The organism is Rhizobium mayense (assembly GCF_030272705.1).
In the GTDB taxonomy this organism is placed as follows: Bacteria; Pseudomonadota; Alphaproteobacteria; order Rhizobiales; family Rhizobiaceae; genus Rhizobium; species Rhizobium mayense.
In genome coordinates, this window is the sequence record NZ_JARFYM010000013.1 from 83137 (window position 1) to 101638 (window position 18502).

The 18502-nt window shown below is 60.0% G+C and carries 15 protein-coding genes; 2 read left to right on the forward strand and 13 right to left on the reverse strand.

Going from position 1 to position 18502, the window contains the following annotated elements; genetic code table 11:
* Positions 1-11: 11 nt before the first annotated feature.
* From PY649_RS17520 to PY649_RS17555, 8 genes are all read right to left on the reverse strand, one after another.
* A complete protein-coding gene (locus tag PY649_RS17520; RefSeq protein ID WP_285869858.1) occupies positions 12-623 on the reverse strand; it encodes an alpha/beta hydrolase in 612 nt (203 codons plus the stop codon).
* A 14-nt stretch (positions 624-637) separates the two neighbouring features.
* The gene (locus PY649_RS17525; RefSeq protein WP_285869859.1) at positions 638-1570 is read right to left on the reverse strand and encodes a VOC family protein; all 933 of its coding nucleotides are present in this window, start codon (positions 1568-1570) and stop codon (positions 638-640) included.
* Between the two features lie 144 nt (positions 1571-1714).
* The gene (ung, locus tag PY649_RS17530; RefSeq protein ID WP_285869860.1) at positions 1715-2413 is read right to left on the reverse strand and encodes a uracil-DNA glycosylase; all 699 of its coding nucleotides are present in this window, start codon (positions 2411-2413) and stop codon (positions 1715-1717) included.
* A 230-nt stretch (positions 2414-2643) separates the two neighbouring features.
* Positions 2644-2859, reverse strand: coding sequence for a tautomerase family protein (locus PY649_RS17535; RefSeq protein ID WP_285869861.1), 216 nt, complete (start codon positions 2857-2859; stop codon positions 2644-2646).
* A gap of 302 nt (positions 2860-3161) precedes the next feature.
* Positions 3162-3470 (reverse strand): hypothetical protein, encoded by a 309-nt coding sequence (locus tag PY649_RS17540; protein ID WP_285869862.1) that lies wholly within the window; start codon positions 3468-3470, stop codon positions 3162-3164.
* On the reverse strand, positions 3467-5650 hold the full coding sequence (locus PY649_RS17545; protein WP_285869863.1) for an arylsulfatase: 2184 nt from the start codon (positions 5648-5650) through the stop codon (positions 3467-3469). Before PY649_RS17545 ends, PY649_RS17540 begins: the two co-directional genes overlap by 4 nt.
* A 495-nt stretch (positions 5651-6145) precedes the next feature.
* Positions 6146-8593, reverse strand: a complete 2448-nt coding sequence (locus PY649_RS17550; protein ID WP_285869864.1) for a GcvT family protein — start codon at positions 8591-8593, stop codon at positions 6146-6148.
* A 9-nt stretch (positions 8594-8602) separates the two neighbouring features.
* Complete coding sequence (locus tag PY649_RS17555) at positions 8603-9481, reverse strand: phosphotransferase (RefSeq protein WP_285869865.1); 879 nt, start codon at positions 9479-9481, stop codon at positions 8603-8605.
* 333 nt (positions 9482-9814) lie between these two features.
* Between PY649_RS17555 and PY649_RS17560 the strand changes: the two genes are divergently transcribed.
* Positions 9815-10624 carry a DeoR/GlpR family DNA-binding transcription regulator gene (locus tag PY649_RS17560; RefSeq protein ID WP_285869866.1) on the forward strand — a complete coding sequence of 270 codons (810 nt, stop codon included), beginning with the start codon at positions 9815-9817 and terminating at the stop codon, positions 10622-10624.
* A 102-nt stretch (positions 10625-10726) separates the two neighbouring features.
* Here PY649_RS17560 and PY649_RS17565 read toward each other — a convergent pair whose 3' ends face one another.
* Positions 10727-11608 carry a LysR substrate-binding domain-containing protein gene (locus tag PY649_RS17565; RefSeq protein ID WP_285869867.1) on the reverse strand — a complete coding sequence of 294 codons (882 nt, stop codon included), beginning with the start codon at positions 11606-11608 and terminating at the stop codon, positions 10727-10729.
* Between the two features lie 115 nt (positions 11609-11723).
* On the opposite strand from PY649_RS17565, the gene PY649_RS17570 reads away from it, so the two are divergent.
* Positions 11724-12746: a YeiH family protein gene (locus tag PY649_RS17570; RefSeq protein WP_285869868.1), complete on the forward strand. Its 1023-nt coding sequence runs from the start codon at positions 11724-11726 to the stop codon at positions 12744-12746.
* Here the strand turns inward: PY649_RS17570 and PY649_RS17575 are convergent.
* The 4 genes from PY649_RS17575 to denD all read right to left on the reverse strand — a co-directional run bounded on the left by PY649_RS17575 (position 12709) and on the right by denD (position 18347).
* A complete protein-coding gene (locus PY649_RS17575; RefSeq protein WP_285869869.1) occupies positions 12709-14586 on the reverse strand; it encodes a putative bifunctional diguanylate cyclase/phosphodiesterase in 1878 nt (625 codons plus the stop codon). The two genes, PY649_RS17570 and PY649_RS17575, sit on opposite strands and share 38 nt — an antisense overlap.
* 101 nt (positions 14587-14687) lie before the next feature.
* Positions 14688-16472 carry an IlvD/Edd family dehydratase gene (locus PY649_RS17580; protein ID WP_285869936.1) on the reverse strand — a complete coding sequence of 595 codons (1785 nt, stop codon included), beginning with the start codon at positions 16470-16472 and terminating at the stop codon, positions 14688-14690.
* Between the two features lie 7 nt (positions 16473-16479).
* Positions 16480-17364, reverse strand: coding sequence for an NAD(P)-dependent oxidoreductase (locus PY649_RS17585; protein WP_285869870.1), 885 nt, complete (start codon positions 17362-17364; stop codon positions 16480-16482).
* Positions 17361-18347, reverse strand: coding sequence for a D-erythronate dehydrogenase (gene denD, locus PY649_RS17590; protein ID WP_285869871.1), 987 nt, complete (start codon positions 18345-18347; stop codon positions 17361-17363). Before denD ends, PY649_RS17585 begins: the two co-directional genes overlap by 4 nt.
* Positions 18348-18502: the final 155 nt, after the last annotated feature.

Consider the following 18502-nt stretch of genomic DNA (forward strand, 5'->3'; position numbering starts at 1 on the left):
CTTGCACGCAATTAGACGTAGGGCGCGAAGAAGCTGCGGATCGCCTCGATCTCGTTCGGGCGGATATCGTGGCCGCCCGAGTGCCAGTCGAGCGTCAGCTCGGCCTTCTGCCGCGTGAAATAGTCCGCCAACGCCTTGGTCACCGGCGCCGGCGAGATCGGGTCACGTTCGCCGGCGGTGATCAATACTCGCCTACCGTCGAGCTTGGCGTTGTCGCGCGGCTGGAACGGGATCAGCGGATGCATCAGCACGGCGGCGTCGAAGAGGTCGCCTTGCTCGATCAGTACATTGGCGAGAATATTCGCGCCATTGGAAAAGCCGAGGCCAAGCACCTGAGAGGCGCCGTGGTCGACGGTTAGGCCTTTGACAAAGGTGGCCATCTTCTCCGTGGCACGGGCAAGATCGGCCATGTCGTAGACCCCCTCTCCCGTGCGCCGGAAGAAGCGCGCCGCGCCATATTCCGAAACGTCGCCACGCGGCGCGACGATGGTAGCTTCCGGCAGCAGACGGCTGGCGAAATCGAAGAACTGGTTCTCGTCACCGCCGGTTCCGTGGAAGGTGAAGAGAATAGGCTTGCCGGGTGCACCGGGCCTTACCCGGTGCACATAAGTCGTATTCGTCATGATAACCCCCGTAATTAGGCGTCCAGCGGTTCGAGATGCTGCTCGAGCAGGGCACGCAGATGAGCGTGTTGTTCCGGCAGCTTCAGCGCCTCGCCGAGATGGGCCGTATCTTCGTCACGGTTGAAACCGGGCTCATTAGTGGCGACTTCGAACAGCACGCCGCCAGGCGTGCGGAAATAGATCGCCCAGAAGTAATCGCGGTCGATGACCGGCGTGACCTGATATCCCGTATCCATCAGCGCCTTGCGGACCTCGAGTTGCTTTGCGCGGTTCTCGACAGCAAAGGCAACGTGGTGGACAGAACCAGCGCCCGGAAGCGCACGGCCGATGTTCGGCATGGTTTCGAGATCGACGAAATCCGCGCCATTGCCGCCGGGAATTGCGAGCCGCTTAACGCCTTCATGCGTATCGACCACTTCGTAACCCATATATTTCAGCAGTTCGCCAGTTGCGCCCTCGTCCCGTAGCCGCATGGCGACGGAATGGAAGCCCCTGATGGCATGTTCGGAATCGACGCCGCCATGCGTCCAAGGCTCGCGATGATCGTCCTTGACCTCGACGAGCGCAAAGCCGTCACCATCAGGACCGGCGAAATGCAGACGCTTCTGGCCGAAGGATTCATCAGTCTTTAGAGCTTCGACGCCCTGCTTGCCGAGCCGTTCGGTCCAATAACCGATTGAGCCTTCCGGAACGGAGAAAACGGTGTTGCCGACTTCGCCGGTGCCGGGACGGCCGCGTGCCATCTTCGGGAACGGGAAATAGGTCATAACCGTGCCCGGAGTGCCGATCTCGTCACCGTAGTAGAGGTGATAGACATCCGGCGCATCGAAATTGACCGTCTTCTTTACGCGGCGCAGGCCAAGCGTATTCGTGAAGAACTTATTGTTGGTGCGGGCGTCTTCCGCCATCGACGTAACGTGGTGAAGGCCCTTGATCTGAGTGAGCATCTTTAACCCCTTGTCTCGCCCGCAACGGCAGGCGTTTCTGATGAGCAGAAGATGGTCTCAGAGGCCGCATTTCGATAGCCCCCAATAGCCAAACGGATTGTCTCTAATCGTTGAACGATAAAAGGCGGTCGTTCAATACATCGGCTATTGTCCAGGGTCGGTCGGCAGGGCCCAGTCGATCGGATCCTTGCCGTGCTCGACCAGATAGGCATTGGCTTTGGAGAAATGGCGGCAGCCGAGGAAGCCGTTATGGGCCGATAGCGGTGACGGGTGCGCGGCTTTCAAGACGAGATGCCGCTCGGTATCCACGAACGCGGCTTTCTTCTGGGCATAGGAGCCCCACAGCATGAAAACGACACCGTCGCATTCGTCATTGACCCTGCGGATGACGGCATCGGTGAAGCGCTCCCAGCCCTTGCCTTGATGCGAAGCGGCCTGGGATTCCTCGACCGTGAGCACGCTGTTGAGCAGAAGCACACCCTGCCTTGCCCAGCTTTCCAGAAAGCCGTGACGTGCTGGCGGAATGCCGAGATCGGTTTCCAGTTCCTTGTAGATATTGACCAGCGACGGCGGAATGCGCACGCCCGGACGAACGCTGAAGCAAAGCCCATGGGCCTGGCCAATACCATGATAGGGATCCTGCCCGAGGATCACCACCTGCACTTCATCGAGAGGCGTCAGGTCCAAGGCTCGAAAATATTCGCTGCCGCGCGGAAAGATCACCTTGCCGCGCTGCTTCTCTTCGACAAGAAATGATTTGAGCTGCTGCATATAGGGGCTGACGAATTCTTCTGACAGCGCCTCTTTCCAGCTATCCTCCAGCTTGATGCCCGCTTCCGCCATCGTCCTTCGCCTCCATCTTTTGTCAGCATCCCGATTGAGGATGAAAGGGACGGCGTGTCAAGAAAATGGCTGGGGCGGTGGCCGGGAGATCACAGTTTTTGGAAGAAGGAGGAGCGGCTTGTGTCTAATCTTTGTGGCAAAAGCACCAATGGCAGCTTTCGGCCTTAACCAGCCATAGCACGTCGAACCAATTTCGTGCGTTTGCCTCGATATTTATGGGTCGACGCTTTCTAGGGTTTATCCGCCTTATCCTGTTGCCACAGATCGGTAAGCGAGAGGCCTTTTCTTCCCCAGTTGTCGGTATCCACCTCATCGATCACAACGAAGACATATTCGGGATTGCGCCCCAACTCCTCGACAAGAACCTCGGTCATCCTTCGAATGACAGCGCGCTTCTGATCAACGCTAGCGATGCCTTTCGCAATCTCAACCTTGACGTATGGCAATGGTTAGCCTCCATGCTTTTCGAACTTTTTACCGCATGGAAGGCCCTCCTTGCAATGACCGCTTGTGCCGCGAGTAGCCGGGGGACACTTGGCGGCTTTGGGCCCTTAGCGAACATAGAAGGTTCGCCTACTGACAGGCCGCTTCGCGCCTCCATAGCGGTCATTGAGCCACCGGCCCCCGATTGTTGCAAAGCGGACATTGTGAAGCGACAACGTGGGTCGTGGTTTCGCTATGCGGACGAACGGCGCACTAATACGGTGGGGAGCAAGCCAGTCCGCCGGCAAGCTCCCTCCCGCTACACTCATTCAACCGCCATCAATGCCTTCGACAGTTGCTCCCGAAGACGCTTTTGTTCTTCTTCACTCAGCTTCTGGGGTTCGAGAACGACGGTAAACCGCTTTAGGGTGCCGTTGAAGGCGAACGGCATCTTGCCGTCATACTCCTCCAGCACCGGCGTCCCCGTGTCTTGACCGATGTCGAAGGTTTCATCGAGAGAGAAGCGAACTCCGATCGTCTGAGGGATCTTGCCCTCAGCGACTTGCTTTTCATCGACCAGTAGCGTCGCCGTCGCCCCCTTGCCGATGCCGCCGCCATCATAGGCGAACTTCACGCGGACGATGTGATTACCGGGTGCAAGCGCCTGGTCGGAGGCAACGCGATACTTGTGCTGCGGCTGGTTGGACATCGCGTAGGCAAACGTCGGCCTGCCGTCCAGCAGTAGCAGCGCCCAACCACCGTAACGCCCCCGATCGTTCCAAGAACGCCGTTGGCACCGCCATCAGGTATCGTTACTTCAGCGGCGGCTGTCCACGACTTGTTCTTGAAATCCGGCGACGATCCTTCCGGAATACGGATCATGCCGGGGAAGTACGTGAACTCGTCGCGGCCGCGTGTGAGGCTCGGCCGGATCGCCGGATCGGCGCGAGACGCCATGCTGCTGTCGAGCGGGTAGACGTTATACTTCTTCGCCTCGACATCGAAGGCGTCCTGAAGCTCCTTCAGCTTGTCCGAGTTCTCGTCGACCAGGTTGTTGGCTTGGCTGAAATCCTCGTCGACGTGATAGAGCTCCCACTTGAAGTCGTCGGGATTGGGCTCAAAGCCGGTGTTGACCCACGGCAGCCGAAGCGGCGTCGTGCTTGCCATCCAGCCGTCCTTGTAGATCGCGCGGTTGCCCATCATCTCGAAGTATTGCGTGCCGTGCCGCGTCGGCGCAGTCGCGTTGTCGAAGGTGTAAACGAGGCTGGTCCCTTCGATCGGCTTCTGTTGGACGCCGTAGAGGACGTCAGGAGGCGTAATACCCGCCGCCTCGTATATGGTCGGCGTGATATCGATCGCATGGCAGAACTGAGAGCGCAGTCCGCCCTTGTCCTTGATACGGGCAGGCCACGAGATGACCAGTCCGTTGCGGGTGCCGCCGAAGTGCGATGCCACCTGCTTGGTCCACTGCATCGGCGTGTCCATGGCATGCGCCCAGCCGACGGGATAGTGGTTGTAGGTCTTCGGGCCACCGAGTTCATCGATCATAGACAGCAAGAACTCGATGCTCTCTGTTACGCCGTTGGCATTGACCGCAACTTCGTTGGTCGTGCCCTGCAAGCTTCCCTCGGCACTTGCGCCATTATCGCCCATCATGAAGATGACGAGGGTGTTGTCCGTCTGGCCTGACGCTTCCAGCGTATCGAGCAAGCGGCCAATGTTATAGTCTGCGTGGGACAATGCCCCCGCGTAGACTTCCATCATGCGGGCATACAGCCGCTTTTGATCATCCGATAGTGTGTCCCATGCGGGGATCTGTTCCGGGCGCTTGGTCAGCTTTGTATCGGCCGGGACGACGCCGAGCTTGATCTGCTTGGCCAGCGTTTCCTCGCGCAGCTTGTCCCAGCCCTGATCGAACTGGCCTTTGTATTTGGCGATCCAATCCTTCGGGGCGTGATGAGGTGCATGTGCTGTTCCGGTCGCATAGTATAAAAGCCAGGGCTTACTGGGTGCCAGTGCGTGCTGCATCCGCATCCACGAGATCGCCTGGTCGGCAAGATCACGGTCAAGGATGTAGTCCGGATTGCCCACGTAAGGTTCGATCGGCTTGGTGTTTTCATACAAAGCAGGATGCCATTGATCGCTGTCGCCACCGAGGAAGCCATAGAAGTGCTCGAAGCCAAGACCGTTCGGCCACAAATCGAAAGGCCCTGCCTGGCTCGACATCCAATCCGGCACGTTGTGCATCTTTCCGAACCACGCGGTGTTGTATCCGTTTTCCTTGAGCACGGCCCCGACTGAACCGGCGCTCCTCGGAACCAGGGAGTTGTACCCGGGATACCCCGTTGCGAATTCGGTGATGTCACCGCTTGCGACCGAATGGTGGTTACGTCCGGTGATCAGAGCCGCCCGCGTGGGCGAGCAGAGCGCGGTCGTGTGGTATTTGTTGTAGCGCAGTCCAGCGTCGGCAAGGCGCTGGAAGTTCGGTGTCTGGATCGGTCCGCCAAATGTGCTGCTCGCCCCGAAACCGACGTCGTCGGTCAGGATCAGGAGAACGTTGGGCGCGCCAGCAGGAGCCTCGACACCCTTTGGAAAGTCTGGAACGGAGCCCTGCAAGGTCCTTTCGATCTTTCCGGCAAAGGGCGGTTCTGGTTTGGGCAGCACGACCTCCGCCTCGGCTGTCGCGGGAACGGCGGCCGGCGCGAGCGCCGATGCCGCAAAGAGCGACGCAGAGCCCAATAACTGGCGACGGCTAAGTTCGAATCTGTTGGTAGCAGACCTAGAGTACCCCTTTTTCGGTTCCTTATCGGACATGGCTTCCTCCTCTGTGAATTCCGAGCCCGTTTCTTGAAAATACCGAGTTTCGCGGCCGAAGGTCGACGGTCCAATAGTAGCGGCCCGTCGTAGCAACCGGGCCTTGGCGCCACACATTTTTTGCTCGCTAGCGCCCATAAAAACACGCCCCCCAGTGGCCGGCGTGCGTTGTTTGACCAACTGCGCAGGTGCCATTCTACAGCAGTCTGGGGTTGAAGTGCAGTGCGCAACAGCGGCAGTCTTCCAGCGCGGTTTCGCCGCCGCCTTTGGGCCAAGTCCCTCCGCCTTCACATGACGCTTGCACGTCCACTTTGGCTTTTTGCACTCCAGAGGCGGACAGTCCGCTGACGGCCCCAAATCGGCCACTTCTCACAATAGAGCCCAGGTCCGATTTTGGCGCAATCCGGCCATGGTGGTTGTTCCGGAGCGGACTGGTGGCACCTGCCACTTGGCTCTGCTCGATCTTACCCGAACGCCGCTCCGCACCTTCCAATATCAAGCCTTAACCCGCGCCATCTGCGGATCATAAAGCGGCTTCAGCGACACCCGGCAAGGCACGCGGCGCTGGGCAACGTCGAGTTCGTAGCGGCCGCCGAGCACGAAATCCTCGGTCACGCCATCGGGGTCGCGGACATAGCCGTAACCGATCGGCTTGCCGATCGTGTAGCCGTAGCCGCCGCTCGACAGCCAGCCGACGCGCCGGCCGTTGCGATAGATCGTCTCGCGGCCGAGGAGCACGGTTTCGGGGTCATCAGGCACGAAGCAGGCGAGCAACTTCTTCACCCCCGAAGCCAGTTGCCGCTCGATGGCGTCGCGGCCGCGGAAAGCGATATTCTTCCTCATCTTCACCGCCCAGCTGAGCCCCGCCTCGACCGGCGTATGGTCGGGGCCGATGTCGGAGCCCCAGGCACGATAGCCTTTTTCCAGCCGGCAGCTTTCGATCGCACGGTAGCCGGCATTGACCAGCCCGTGCTCGCGGCCGGCGGCCATCAGGGCGTCGTAGACGGTGGCTGCATATTCTACCGGAACATGGAGTTCGTAACCGAGCTCGCCGACATAGGTCACGCGCAGCGCGCGAACCGGACATCCGGCGATGCCGATGGTCTTCACGCGCAGGAAAGGAAACGCCGCATTCGATACATCGTCCGGGGTGACGGCTTCCAGCACCTTGCGCGAATTCGGTCCCATTAGTGACAGCACGGAATAGGCGGAGGTGATATCCACCAGTTCGGCATGCATCTCGGCCGGAATATTCCTGGCGATCCAGTCGAAATCATGCGTGGCAAAGCCGGTGCCCGTCGTGATGTAGAATTCGTTCTCGGCGATACGCGCCACGGTGACATCGCATTCGATACCGCCCTTGTCGTTCAGCATCTGCGTATAGGTCAAGGCGCCGACCGGCTTGGCGACATCGTTGGCGGCGATCCAGGAGAGTGCCGCTTCGGCATCTCGTCCCTTCAAGACGAATTTTGCAAAAGAGGTCTGATCGAAGATCACGGCCGCTTCGCGCACCGCTTTGTGCTCGCGCCCGACGGCATCGAACCAGTTCTGCCGGCCATAGGTGTAGACGTCCTTCGGCTCCTCGCCGGCAAAGAGGTCGGCGAACCAGTTCGGCCGCTCCCAGCCGAGCTTTTCGCCGAAACAGGCGCCCTGCGCCTTCAGCCGGTCGTAGAGCGGCGACTTGCGGCAGGGACGGCCGCTCGACTGCTCCTCGAACGGCCAGGCCATGGTGTAGTGCTTGCCATAGGCTTCGAGCGTGCGCGTGCGCACCCAGTCCGTATCGAAATGCGGACGGCCGAAGCGCCTGATGTCGACCGGCCAGAGATCGTAGGGCGGCTCGCCCTTCACCGCCCATTCGGCGAGCGCCATGCCCGCACCACCCGCGGAAGCAATGCCGAAGGCGTTGAAGCCGGCGCCGACGAAGAAGTTCCTGAGTTCCGGCGCTTCGCCTAGGATGAAATTGCCGTCGGGCGTAAAGCTCTCGGGACCGTTCAGAAGCTGCTTGATGCCTGCCGTCTGCAGCGCCGGCACACGCATCAGGGCCTGCTCCATGATCTGCTCGAAGTGGTTGAAATTGCTGTCGAGCAACGTGTAGTGAAACTCCTTGGGAATGCCGTCGATTGCCCAGGGGATCGGATTCGGCTCATAACCGCCCATGACCAGCCCGCCGACCTCTTCCTTGTAGTAGGTCAGCCTGTCGGGATCGCGCAGCGTCGGCAGGTTCGAGGGCACGCCGAAGGATTCGGTGATGAGGTACTGATGCTCGACGGACACGAGCGGCACGTTGACGCCGAAACGAGCCGCAAAGCTTCGCGTCCACTGCCCGGCGCAGACCACGACGCACTCGCATTCGATGCGGCCCTTGTCGGTGATGACGGCGCGGATCCTGCCTTTGTCGATCTCCAGATCGAGGACCTCGGTGTCCTCGAAAATCGAAACGCCGGCCATGCGCGCGCCCTTTGCCAGCGCCTGGGTGATATCGGAAGGGTTGGCTTGCCCGTCGGTCGGCAGATAGGCCGCACCGACGAGATCGTCGATGTCCATCAGCGGCCAGAGATCGAAGGCCTCCTTTGGCGTCAGCAGATGCATCTGCAGTCCGAAGGACTGCGCCGTCGTCGCCTGTCGCTTTACTTCCGTCCAGCGCTCTTCGTTGCAAGCAAGGCGCAGGCCGCCATTCATCTTCCAGCCGGTGGCAAGTCCCGTCTCGGCCTCCAGTCTCTTATAGAGTTCGACGGAATAGCCGAGCATCTGGGTGATATTGGCACTGGTCCGCAATTGCCCGACGAGACCGGCGGCATGGAACGTCGTGCCTGAGGTCAGCTTTTTTCGCTCCAGCAGGACCGTGTCAGTCAGCCCGAGCTTGGCAAGGTGATAGGCTGTCGAACAGCCGACAATACCGCCGCCGATGACGACCGCCTTCGCTGTTTGGGGCAGTTCTTTCATCGCATCACCTCATAAATTCCGGAATGATTGATATGCGCGTTCAAATCGCGCCAAATTTTCGCTCGTATAGGCTGAATAATCGAAATTGATATGGGAATGGATTTCCGAAACCATGCTCCACATCGTCTCGCGCAACAGCGAGGCGCATTTCATTGCCTGATAGCGCCGGCGCAGATCGTCGCTTGCCGGCGCCTCGAAATAGGCCTCCAGCATCGCCGTTTCCTGGTCGTCGGAGAGTTCGTTGTTGGATGCAAGACCACCGAGATCGAAGAGCGGCGTATTGAAGCCGGCATAGTCCCAATCGATCAGCCAAAGCCTTTTTCCATCATCGAGGAAATTGCCAGCCAGCAGATCATTATGGCCGAAAACAATGTCGAAAGGCTTGGCAGCCCGCTCCAGTCGCTCGGCAATATCGAGGAACGAAGGCAGCAATGCTCTATGCCGACTACCGCCCTCTTCGAGAACGGCGGCATAGTCGCGCACTACGTGGAAAACCCAGAAAATCACGCCGGCACCACGAAAATATTTCGCAACATTCTGGTGGCAGGAACGGACTAGCGGTACAATACGCGCCAGCATCAAAGGGTCGCGAATATCCTCCGCCGCAAGTGGTTTGGCGTCGATGTAATCCAATACAAGGACACCTGGCTCATAGTGAATGACAGCGGGCGACAGCCCGGCTGCGTATGCGGCTTTGCTCGCGGCCAGCTCGTTGGCACGGCTGATATGATGAACCGGAATGTCTGCTCCCAACCTGACGACAAACTGCTGGCGACCGTCGGTGACCAGGTAGTTGCGATTGGTGATGCCGCCCACGAGCGGAACAATCTCGATCGATCCGCGCCAAATGCCAAGAGCATGTATCTTGTCTTCGGGCGTTACGATCATCCCTCCTCCGGTGCGACGGTGGCGCGTCTCTCGGATGCAAAAGGTTCCCCACAAAAGGAGAACTGTCAAGAACTAGCCACAAAATGAAACGTGCATTTGGTTTTTTGTTGGATTTTGCGGGCAAAGAGGGTTTAATCCATATTGGGCTATGGATATTCTCAACAGAAAGCTTCACCGTAGGCGGGATTTGACCTAAAAATTCAATCTCGAGGTGATTGGAGCGAGATGACTTGTTTTCGAGTCGTTATCCCGCTCTAGATGTTTGACCAGATGTGGTCTTATACGAAGTCGTTTCGCAGATTTTGAGATCATGCCGTAGACAGGATCGATAATATGTCGGACATCGTCCAGGCACCGCTTCATTCGAACCATCGGGAACGCGAGATCCTGGAGGAGCTTCGGCTCGCAGGCGGTGCAAGCCGTATTCAGTTTCTCGCGGAACGACTGGCCGTCTCGGAAGAGACCATCCGCCGCAATATCCGCAGCCTGGAGGCCAATGGTCTCGTCACCAAGGTGCATGGCGGCGTCCATATCAAGGACTCGATCATCGAGCAGCCTTTGCATTTCCGGATGAACGAAAACGCGGAGGCCAAACGCATGATTGCCGCCCGCGTTGCGGCGATGATCCAGAATGGTGACACGCTCTTTCTCGATATCGGCTCCACGACAGCCTTCATTGCTGTAGCGCTGCAGAAACATCAGAACCTATTCATCGTCACCAATGCCGTCTCGGTGGCGCACGCGCTGGCGACCCGCAACGGCAACCGCGTCTTCTTCGCCGGCGGCGAACTGCGCGGCCACGACGGCGGCGCCTTCGGCATGGAAGCGACCAACTTCCTGCGCCGCTTCAATGTTCGCCACGCAGTATTGTCCGTCGGCGCTGTCAACGCCGTCTCCGGCTTCATGCTGCACGATCTGGAGGAGGCGGAATATTCCCGCGAAGCCGCACGGCGCGCCGAAAACCGCATCATCGTCGCCGACAGCGCCAAATTCGGCCGCAGCGCTCCGATCGTTATCGATGATCCCGCCATCTACGACATGATGGTCACCGACGACGTGCCGCCTGCAGATATCCGTGCCATGCTCGACCGCAACGAGATCGATCTCGTCGTTGCCAGCCAGCGCCGGATGGAGCAGCGCTGACCAAAGCAGTACCAGGAAAAGTGCGAAGCGGTTTTCCGTCCGGAATTGCGTAAAAACAAAGAGATAGAGCGGGAAAGCGATTCGACGAAACGCTGAACCGCTCTAATCCCTGCACATGGCTTCCAGCGTCAACGCCGCCTTGCTGGCATGGCGCTCCTTGTGGCGGAGCAGACGGAAGCTGCGGGTGGGTAGGTCGAAGGCTGCCCGAACCAGCAATCCTTGCTGCAGATAAGCCATGGCCGCCGCGCTGGAGATGGCCGCCGCACTCTGTCCATAGCAGACCGCCGACAGCACGGCTTCGTTCGACGGCAACACCAATGCCACGTCGAGATCATGCGGTGAGGTACCGAGCTTGATGATGGCATTTTCGAATTCGGACCGCGTGCCCGAACCTTCCTCGCGCATGACCCACGAGGTACCGGTGGCAAGATCGGTGACGCTCAGCTGCCGCCCATCCGCCCAAGGATGATCCGGCGGCACGACGACGACAAGCGCATCCTGCGCCACGACTTTCATCGACAGAACCGGCGCATCCACCTCCCCTTCGACGAAACCCAGTTCGGCAGTGCCTTCGATCACCGCCTCGGTTACCGTACGCGTATTGCCGATCGTCAAATCGAGGTCGATGCCGGGGTAGTCGCGATGAAACCGCATCAGCACGGTCGGCAGCCAATAGCTCGCTATGGTCTGGCTGGCGCGCAGACTGAGCCGGCCGCGCTGCAACCCGCCGAGCTCGGAAAGCATGAGCTCTGCCGAACGTACGCGGGCGAGTGTCGCCTTGGCCTCGCCAAAAAAGGTGCGGCCGATTTCCGTCAGCTCGATCCGCCGGCCGACGCGATGAAACAGCTCGACGCCGTAATAGGCCTCGAGGTTCTTGATCGCCGCGCTGACCGCCGACGGTGTCAAATGGATGGCTTCTGCCGCATGGGTCAGATGTTCTCGCTCGGCGACAGCGACGAATATGGCGAGTTGCTCAAAGGTCATGGGAAATCATTCTAATTTATCGAATGAAACATAGGATAATATTCGATGGATGTCGACATCAGGAGGTGAGACTTTCCCGCCATATCAAATTCTCCATAATCGAATGGCGGTTCGCATGCCCCTTTTTCACCGAGCCAATATTATCCTTCCCGGCCTTGCCCTCACGAGTGCCGTGGCCCTTCTCGCCTATGCCGGCGAGCGCATCGAGATCGGTATTCTTGGCGGCAGGTGGATCGAGAGCCTGGTGCTCGCCATCGCCATCGGTATTGTCGTCTGCACCATAAATCCGCTGAAGCCCGCCTTCCGCCCCGGCATCGATTTCAGCGCCAAGATCCTGCTTGAAATCGCCATCGTCCTGCTCGGCGCCTCGATCAGCTTGTCGGCCATCAGCGGCGCCGGTGTCTGGTTGATTGCCGGCATTGCTATTGTCGTCGTGCTGTCGATCGCAGCGACCTATGTCGTCGGGCGGCTGCTAGGCCTGCCGCCGAAGCTCGCCACGCTCATTGCCTGCGGCAACTCCATCTGCGGCAATTCGGCGATCGTCGCCGTCGCTCCGGTCATCGAGGCCGGTTCGGAGGAGATTGCCGCCGCCCTTGCCTTCACGGCCGTGCTCGGCATCGCCGCCGTCTTTCTGCTGCCGCTTCTCTATTTCCACGCCGGCATGAGCGTCCCGCAATATGGCGTGCTGGCCGGCCTGACCGTTTATGCCGTGCCGCAGGTTCTTGCCGCAACCGCACCGGTCGGCGTCCTTGCCGTGCAAACCGGCACTCTGGTCAAGCTCGTCCGCGTGCTGATGCTTGGGCCCGTCATTTTCCTGCTCGGCGTCGTCACCAAGACCGAAACGACTGCGACGGACAGCCACACGAACCGCCGCCGCTCACTGGTTCCTTGGTTTATCTGCGGCTTTCTGGGGCTGATGGCGTTGCGTTCCTTCGGCCTGATCCCGGATACATTGGTCGCGCCAATGGCGCTGATCTCCAACATCCTGACGGTGATTGCGATGGCGGCGCTCGGCCTGTCGGTGAACATCCGCTCCGTTGCCCATGCCGGCGGTCGGGTGATCACGGCAGCAACGCTGTCGCTGCTGACGCTCGGTGTCATCAGCTATGGGCTGATTGCCGTCCTGCATATTCAATAGGTGTGGCATCGCCTTGGGTATTGCCGGAGGCGCGGTGCAAATCTGGCCTCTGAACCGATGCCAGCAGTACGGAGATCTCGCTTGCAGACGAAGGATAACCGATCGCATAGCCCTGAAGTCCGTCGCAGCCGGCGCGCGCCAGCAGCCGCGCATGGTCCTCGGTCTCCACGCCTTCGGCGATGACCTCAACATTGAGGGCTCTTGCTATTTCCACGATCGAGACGACCAGGCGCCGCTGTTCGTCCGAGGCGGCAATTGCGGTCACCAATTGCCGGTCGATCTTCAGTCGCTTCGGCTTCAGCTTTACCAGGCCGATCAGTGAGGCATGACCAGAGCCGAAATCGTCGATCTCGATCTCGATACCCATCCTTTTGATCTCGTCGATATTGGCGAGCACCTTGTCGTCGGGATCATCGAGGAAGATTGTCTCGATCAATTCGAAGGCGATGGTGTGGCGCGGTATGTTCAGAGCTTCCAGCCGGTCAATCAGTCTTGGATCGGCCAGACGGCTTGCGGAGATGTTGACGGCGATACGCGGTGGCGTCAGTCCTTGCAGAGCCCAAGTGGTGCGGTCGAACAATACCCGATTCAAGATGGCCGCATCGATCTCCGCCGTCAGCCCATATTCTTCAGCCACCTTGAGGAAGACCCCCGGCGCCAGCAGTCCCTTGTCCGGATGCCACCATCGCGCCAAAGCCTCTAACCCCACAATTCGCCGGCTGCGCGCATCCACCTGGATTTGGTAGAAAGGTACGATCTCATTCCGTATCAGCGCCAATCGCAATTCCTCTGCCAGTTGGCGCTCGGTCTGCAAGTCGGATTGCAGTTTCGGTGTGAAGAATTCGACGCGGTTGCGGCCAAGTTTCTTGGCCTGATAGAGGGCGACATCGGAATCCGCCAACAGATTGCCGGCCCCTTCGATCGCGCTCCAGGCCGCGCCGATCGAGGCGCCCACCCGCAGCATGTCGTGGCCGAAGCGTATGTCGCGCCGCAGCCGCCACAGAATATCCTCGGCAATGCTTCTCAGCTCATCGGCGGTATCGATATCGACCAGCACCACAACGAACTCGTCTCCGCCGATGCGAGCAACCATATCATTAGCCGAGATCGCCCCGGAAATCCGCCCCGCCGCATTCTGCAGCGTCACGTCGCCAGCCGCATGACCCCATTTGTCGTTGATCTGCTTGAAACAGTCGAGATCGATATGGAGGACAGCCAGCGTCGTTACTGCTGGATCGGCGCGCAGCTCCGCCAGCCGCCGATCGAAATAGCGGCGATTGGGCAGGCCGGTCAGGTAATCATGGTCGGCCGCATGTTCGATACGTGCGCGACTCTGCTCCAGCGCGATTGCGCGGGCTTCGGCGACCGCCTTTTGATCCGTCAGCTCGCGATTGAGCAGGACATCGGCCGTGACATCCCATTCCGCGCCGATGAAAGAGGGCTGGCCATTGAGGCCCTCGTAGAAATGGGCACGTGAGCGCAGATAGCGTACCTCCCCGCTTGGCAGGATGATGCGAAATTGTGAATTATAAAAACCCTTTCTCGCAACTGCCCCATCGAACTCGGCAATCGCCCGCTTGACGTCGCCGGGATGAAGGGCGTCCAACCAGATCGACGACGGCACCTTACGATTGGTACGGCCGGTCTGGTAGAGTTCGTGCATCTGCAGATCCCAAAGCACTTCCTCCTGGCTGAGATCGTGCTCCCACACGCCGATACGCGACGCCTCAAGCGCCAATTCCAGCCTCCTCAAGAGGTCTTGGAATTCCTGCTCGGATCGCCCTGACACCGCCTCTTCCACCGAGTTCGAACCCCCTCCGGACACATGGAAAGTTTGCATGATCGCGGCGATATCTTTGCACTACTCCCTTTAGCTATATTTAATAACCCCTCAAGAGTTGCAGGCTTTTGCCCGCAACTCTCGCTGCATTCGTTTTTTGGTTAATGATTGTGACGCGGCGGATTGGCTGCAATGTCGCGGAAATCGGCGGCACCATCGAGCACCGCGCCGTCGGAAAGTTGCGTGACCGAACGGCGGTAGATCCTCTGCCAGGGTGTCGCATCCGGCGGAACCGCCGGAATGCCGTCACCCTTGCGCCGCTCGATTTCCGCCTCTTCCACCAGCATGTCGCAACGGCCATGATTGAAATCAATGCGGATGATATCGCCGGTTCTGAGCCAGGCGAGGCCGCCGCCCGCCGCACTTTCGGGCGAGGCATTGAGGATCGACGGACTGTCGGCCGTGCCCGACTGGCGGCCGTCACCGATCGTCGGCAGGCTGCGGATGCCGCGCTTCAGCAGCGCATCCGGCGGCTGCATGTTGACGACTTCGGCAGACCCCGGCCAGCCGATCGGCCCGGCCCCTCGAATGACAAGAATGGTGTTCTCATCGATGCCGAGCGTCTCGTCGTTGATGCGCTTGTGATAGTCCTCCGAGCCGTCGAAAACCACCGCTCTGCCTTCGAATACGCCCTCGTGGCCCGGCTCCTGCAGATAACGGCGGCGGAAATCCTCCGAAACGACGCTCATTTTCATGATGGCGAAATCGAAGAGATTGCCTTTCAGCACCAGGAAACCCGCGCGCTCCTTCAACGGCTCGGCGAAGGAGCGGATGACCTCGCGGTCGGTCGCTTCCTTGCCCTTCAGGTTCTCCGCCATCGTCTTGCCGGTGACCGTCGGACAGTCGCCATCAAGCTTGCCGACCTGCAGCAGCTCCCACATGACGGCCGGCACGCCGCCGGCGCGATGGAAACGCTCGCCGAGATAGGCGCCCGCCGGCTGCACATTGGCCAGCAGCGGAATGTCGAACCCGTGCACCTGCCAGTCATCGGGGTAGAGATCGACGCCCGCATGCTTCGCCATGGCCGCCAGATGCGGCTGCGCATTGGTGGAGCCGCCGATCGCCGAATTGACCCTGATGGCGTTCAAGAAGGCCTGACGAGTGAGGACATCGGAGGGCTTGATGTCCTCGATCACCAGTTCGACGGCGCGGCGGCCGGTGCGATAAGCCATCTGCCCACGCTCGCGATAGGCGCCCGGAATGGCGGCGCAGCCGGTCAGCGACATGCCGAGCGCTTCGGCCATGGCGTTCATCGTCGACGCCGTGCCCATCGTATTGCAGTGACCGACCGAGGGTGCTGAAGAAAGCGCCGTTTCCAGAAACTCCTCTTCGTCGATCTCACCGGCGGCGAGCCTGCGGCGCGAGCGCCAGATCGCCATGCCGGAACCAGCCAGGTCGCCATCATGCCAGCCATCGAGCATGGGACCGCCGGAAAATACGATCGCGGGAATGTTGACGGTGGAGGCCGCCATCAGCGCCGACGGCGTGGTCTTGTCGCAGCCGGTCGTCAGTACCACACCATCGAGCGGATAGCCGTACAGCACCTCGACAAGGCCGAGATAGGCAAGATTGCGGTCGAGTGCTGCGGTCGGGCGCTTGCAATTCTCGAAAATCGGATGGGTCGGGAATTCGATCGGAATGCCTCCCGCGTCACGAATGCCGTCGCGGATGCGTTTGGCGAGATCGAGGTGATGGCGGTTGCAGGGCGTCAGGTCGCTGCCGCTCTGGGCGATGCCGATGATCGGTTTACCCGAACGCAGCTCTTCCGGCGTGATGCCATAATTCATGAAGCGCTCGAGGTAGAGTGCGGTCATGTCGATATGATCGGGATTGTCGAACCAATCCTGCGAACGCAGACGACGTTTGGATATGCCATTGTCGGTCATGTCTTCCTCAAGCCTTTCCTCGAGCATTCTTTTCTTCCAGATGCAGCAGCAAGCCGCTGTGATCGCTTTCGCCGCCGCCCTTCTCTACGAATTCGGCGAACTCCGCCCTGACGGCTTCGGTCAACGGCAAATGAAGCGACAAGCTTTGAGCAGCGTCAAGAACAGCATCGAGATCTTTCAGTTGATTGCGCGCCGTGCCGCCGGGTTCGAAATTGCGCTCGATCATTCGCTGGCCATGCAACTCCAGAATCCGGCTTTCGGCGAAGCCACCGCGAATAGCGGCGCGAAACGCCTCCCGCGAACCGCCGCCTGCTTCGACCAGAAGCATGGCTTCCGCAATCGCGCCGATGGTAACCGCGACGATTTGCTGGTTGCCGAGCTTGGCAAGCTGGCCTGCGCCGCTCGGTCCGACACGGGTCACGCGGCCGAGCGGGGCGAGCACATCGCGGACGCTATCGATGACTTCGGCATCGCCACCCGCCATGATCGCCAGCGTCCCGGCGGCTGCGCCGACCACACCCCCGGAGACCGGCGCATCGATGTGCCGGATACCACGCTCAGCGAGCTTCGTCGCATGTTCACGGGCGATCGGCGGCGGGATGGAGCTGTTGTCGACCACGACGGCGCCGGGCTTCAACGCATCGGCAACACCGCTTCCGAACAGGATCTCGCTTACCGCGCCGGCATTGGTCAGCATCGTGAACAATACCGAGGCACCGCTGGCCGCTTCGACCGCGGTCACGGCGACGGTCGCTCCGTCGGCCGCCAATGCGTCGGCTTTACTCCGATCGCGGTTCCAAACAGTGACGGCAAAGCCGGCGTCAAGCAGCCGCCGCGCCATCGGGGCGCCCATCAGCCCGGTTCCGAGAAAAGCAATCTTCCGATCGGTCATGGAAGGCGTCCCTCCAATTCGTCATCGATATGAACGCGAATGATCTCGTCGAAGGAACTCTCAGCCACAAAACCGAGTTCCCTTGCCCGCGTCGCCGTAAAGCCTTGCGCCCAGCCGGAGACGATGCGCATCACCAGCTCGTCCGGTTCGCGGCGGATCAGTTTTACCGCCTTGTCGCCTGCGATCCGGCGAAGTGCCTCGATCTGCTCGCCGACCGTGGCGCTCACACCCGGCATGGAAAGATTGCGATCGGCACCAAGCGGCGCAAGATCGATCGTTGCGCCGTGGATAAGAAAGCCGACGGCCGAACGGGGCGAGGCATGCCAATGCCGCACGTCCTCCGGCACCGGCAGCACGGCTTCCATGCCGATCAGCGGCTCCCGCAATATGCCGGAGAAGAAACCCGAGGCGGCGCGATTCGGTTTGCCGGGACGAATGCAGATGGTCGGTAGGCGAATACTAATGCCGTCGAAAATGCCGCGGCGCGTATAGTCAGCCAACAACAGCTCGCTGATCGCCTTCTGCGTGCCGTAACTCGTGAGGGGCGTCAGATGGAAATCGTCGGGGATCGGCGTCGGAAAGGGCGAGCCGAAGACGGCGCAGGAAGAGGTAAAGACGACGCGCGGCTTGTAGCCATCCTTGGCATGGGCGGCACGAATCGCCTCGAACAGCTGCCGGGTGCCGTCGAGATTGATGCGATACCCCTTGTCGAAATCGAGTTCCGCCTCGCCTGAGACGATCGCTGCAAGATGGAAGATCACATCCGGCCGTCTGGCCACGATCTTCTCCGCCGTCTCCGGTGCGGACAGATCGCGGGCGCGGGCTTTCACCTTGCCGCTGAAGCCCTTGGGCAGAGACGGTTCGATGACATCGATCAAAGTTAGCCTGGTAATCTCCTGGCCGCCGAGACCGTTATCGGCCACCAGCCTTGCCGTCAATTTCCGGCCGATCATGCCGGCTGCTCCGATGATGGCTACGTGCATGGAATCCTCCCTCGCAAATGACCATCAGCGGGCGGCTCCTCCGTCCCGATGTACGTCAATCATTTCGCCTAGCTGTTTGATAAACCCATGGCGCCAGCATGCAAATGAAATTGGCGGGCGAGAGGCAAAATCTCCGAAAAACAGATTGGCCGAAT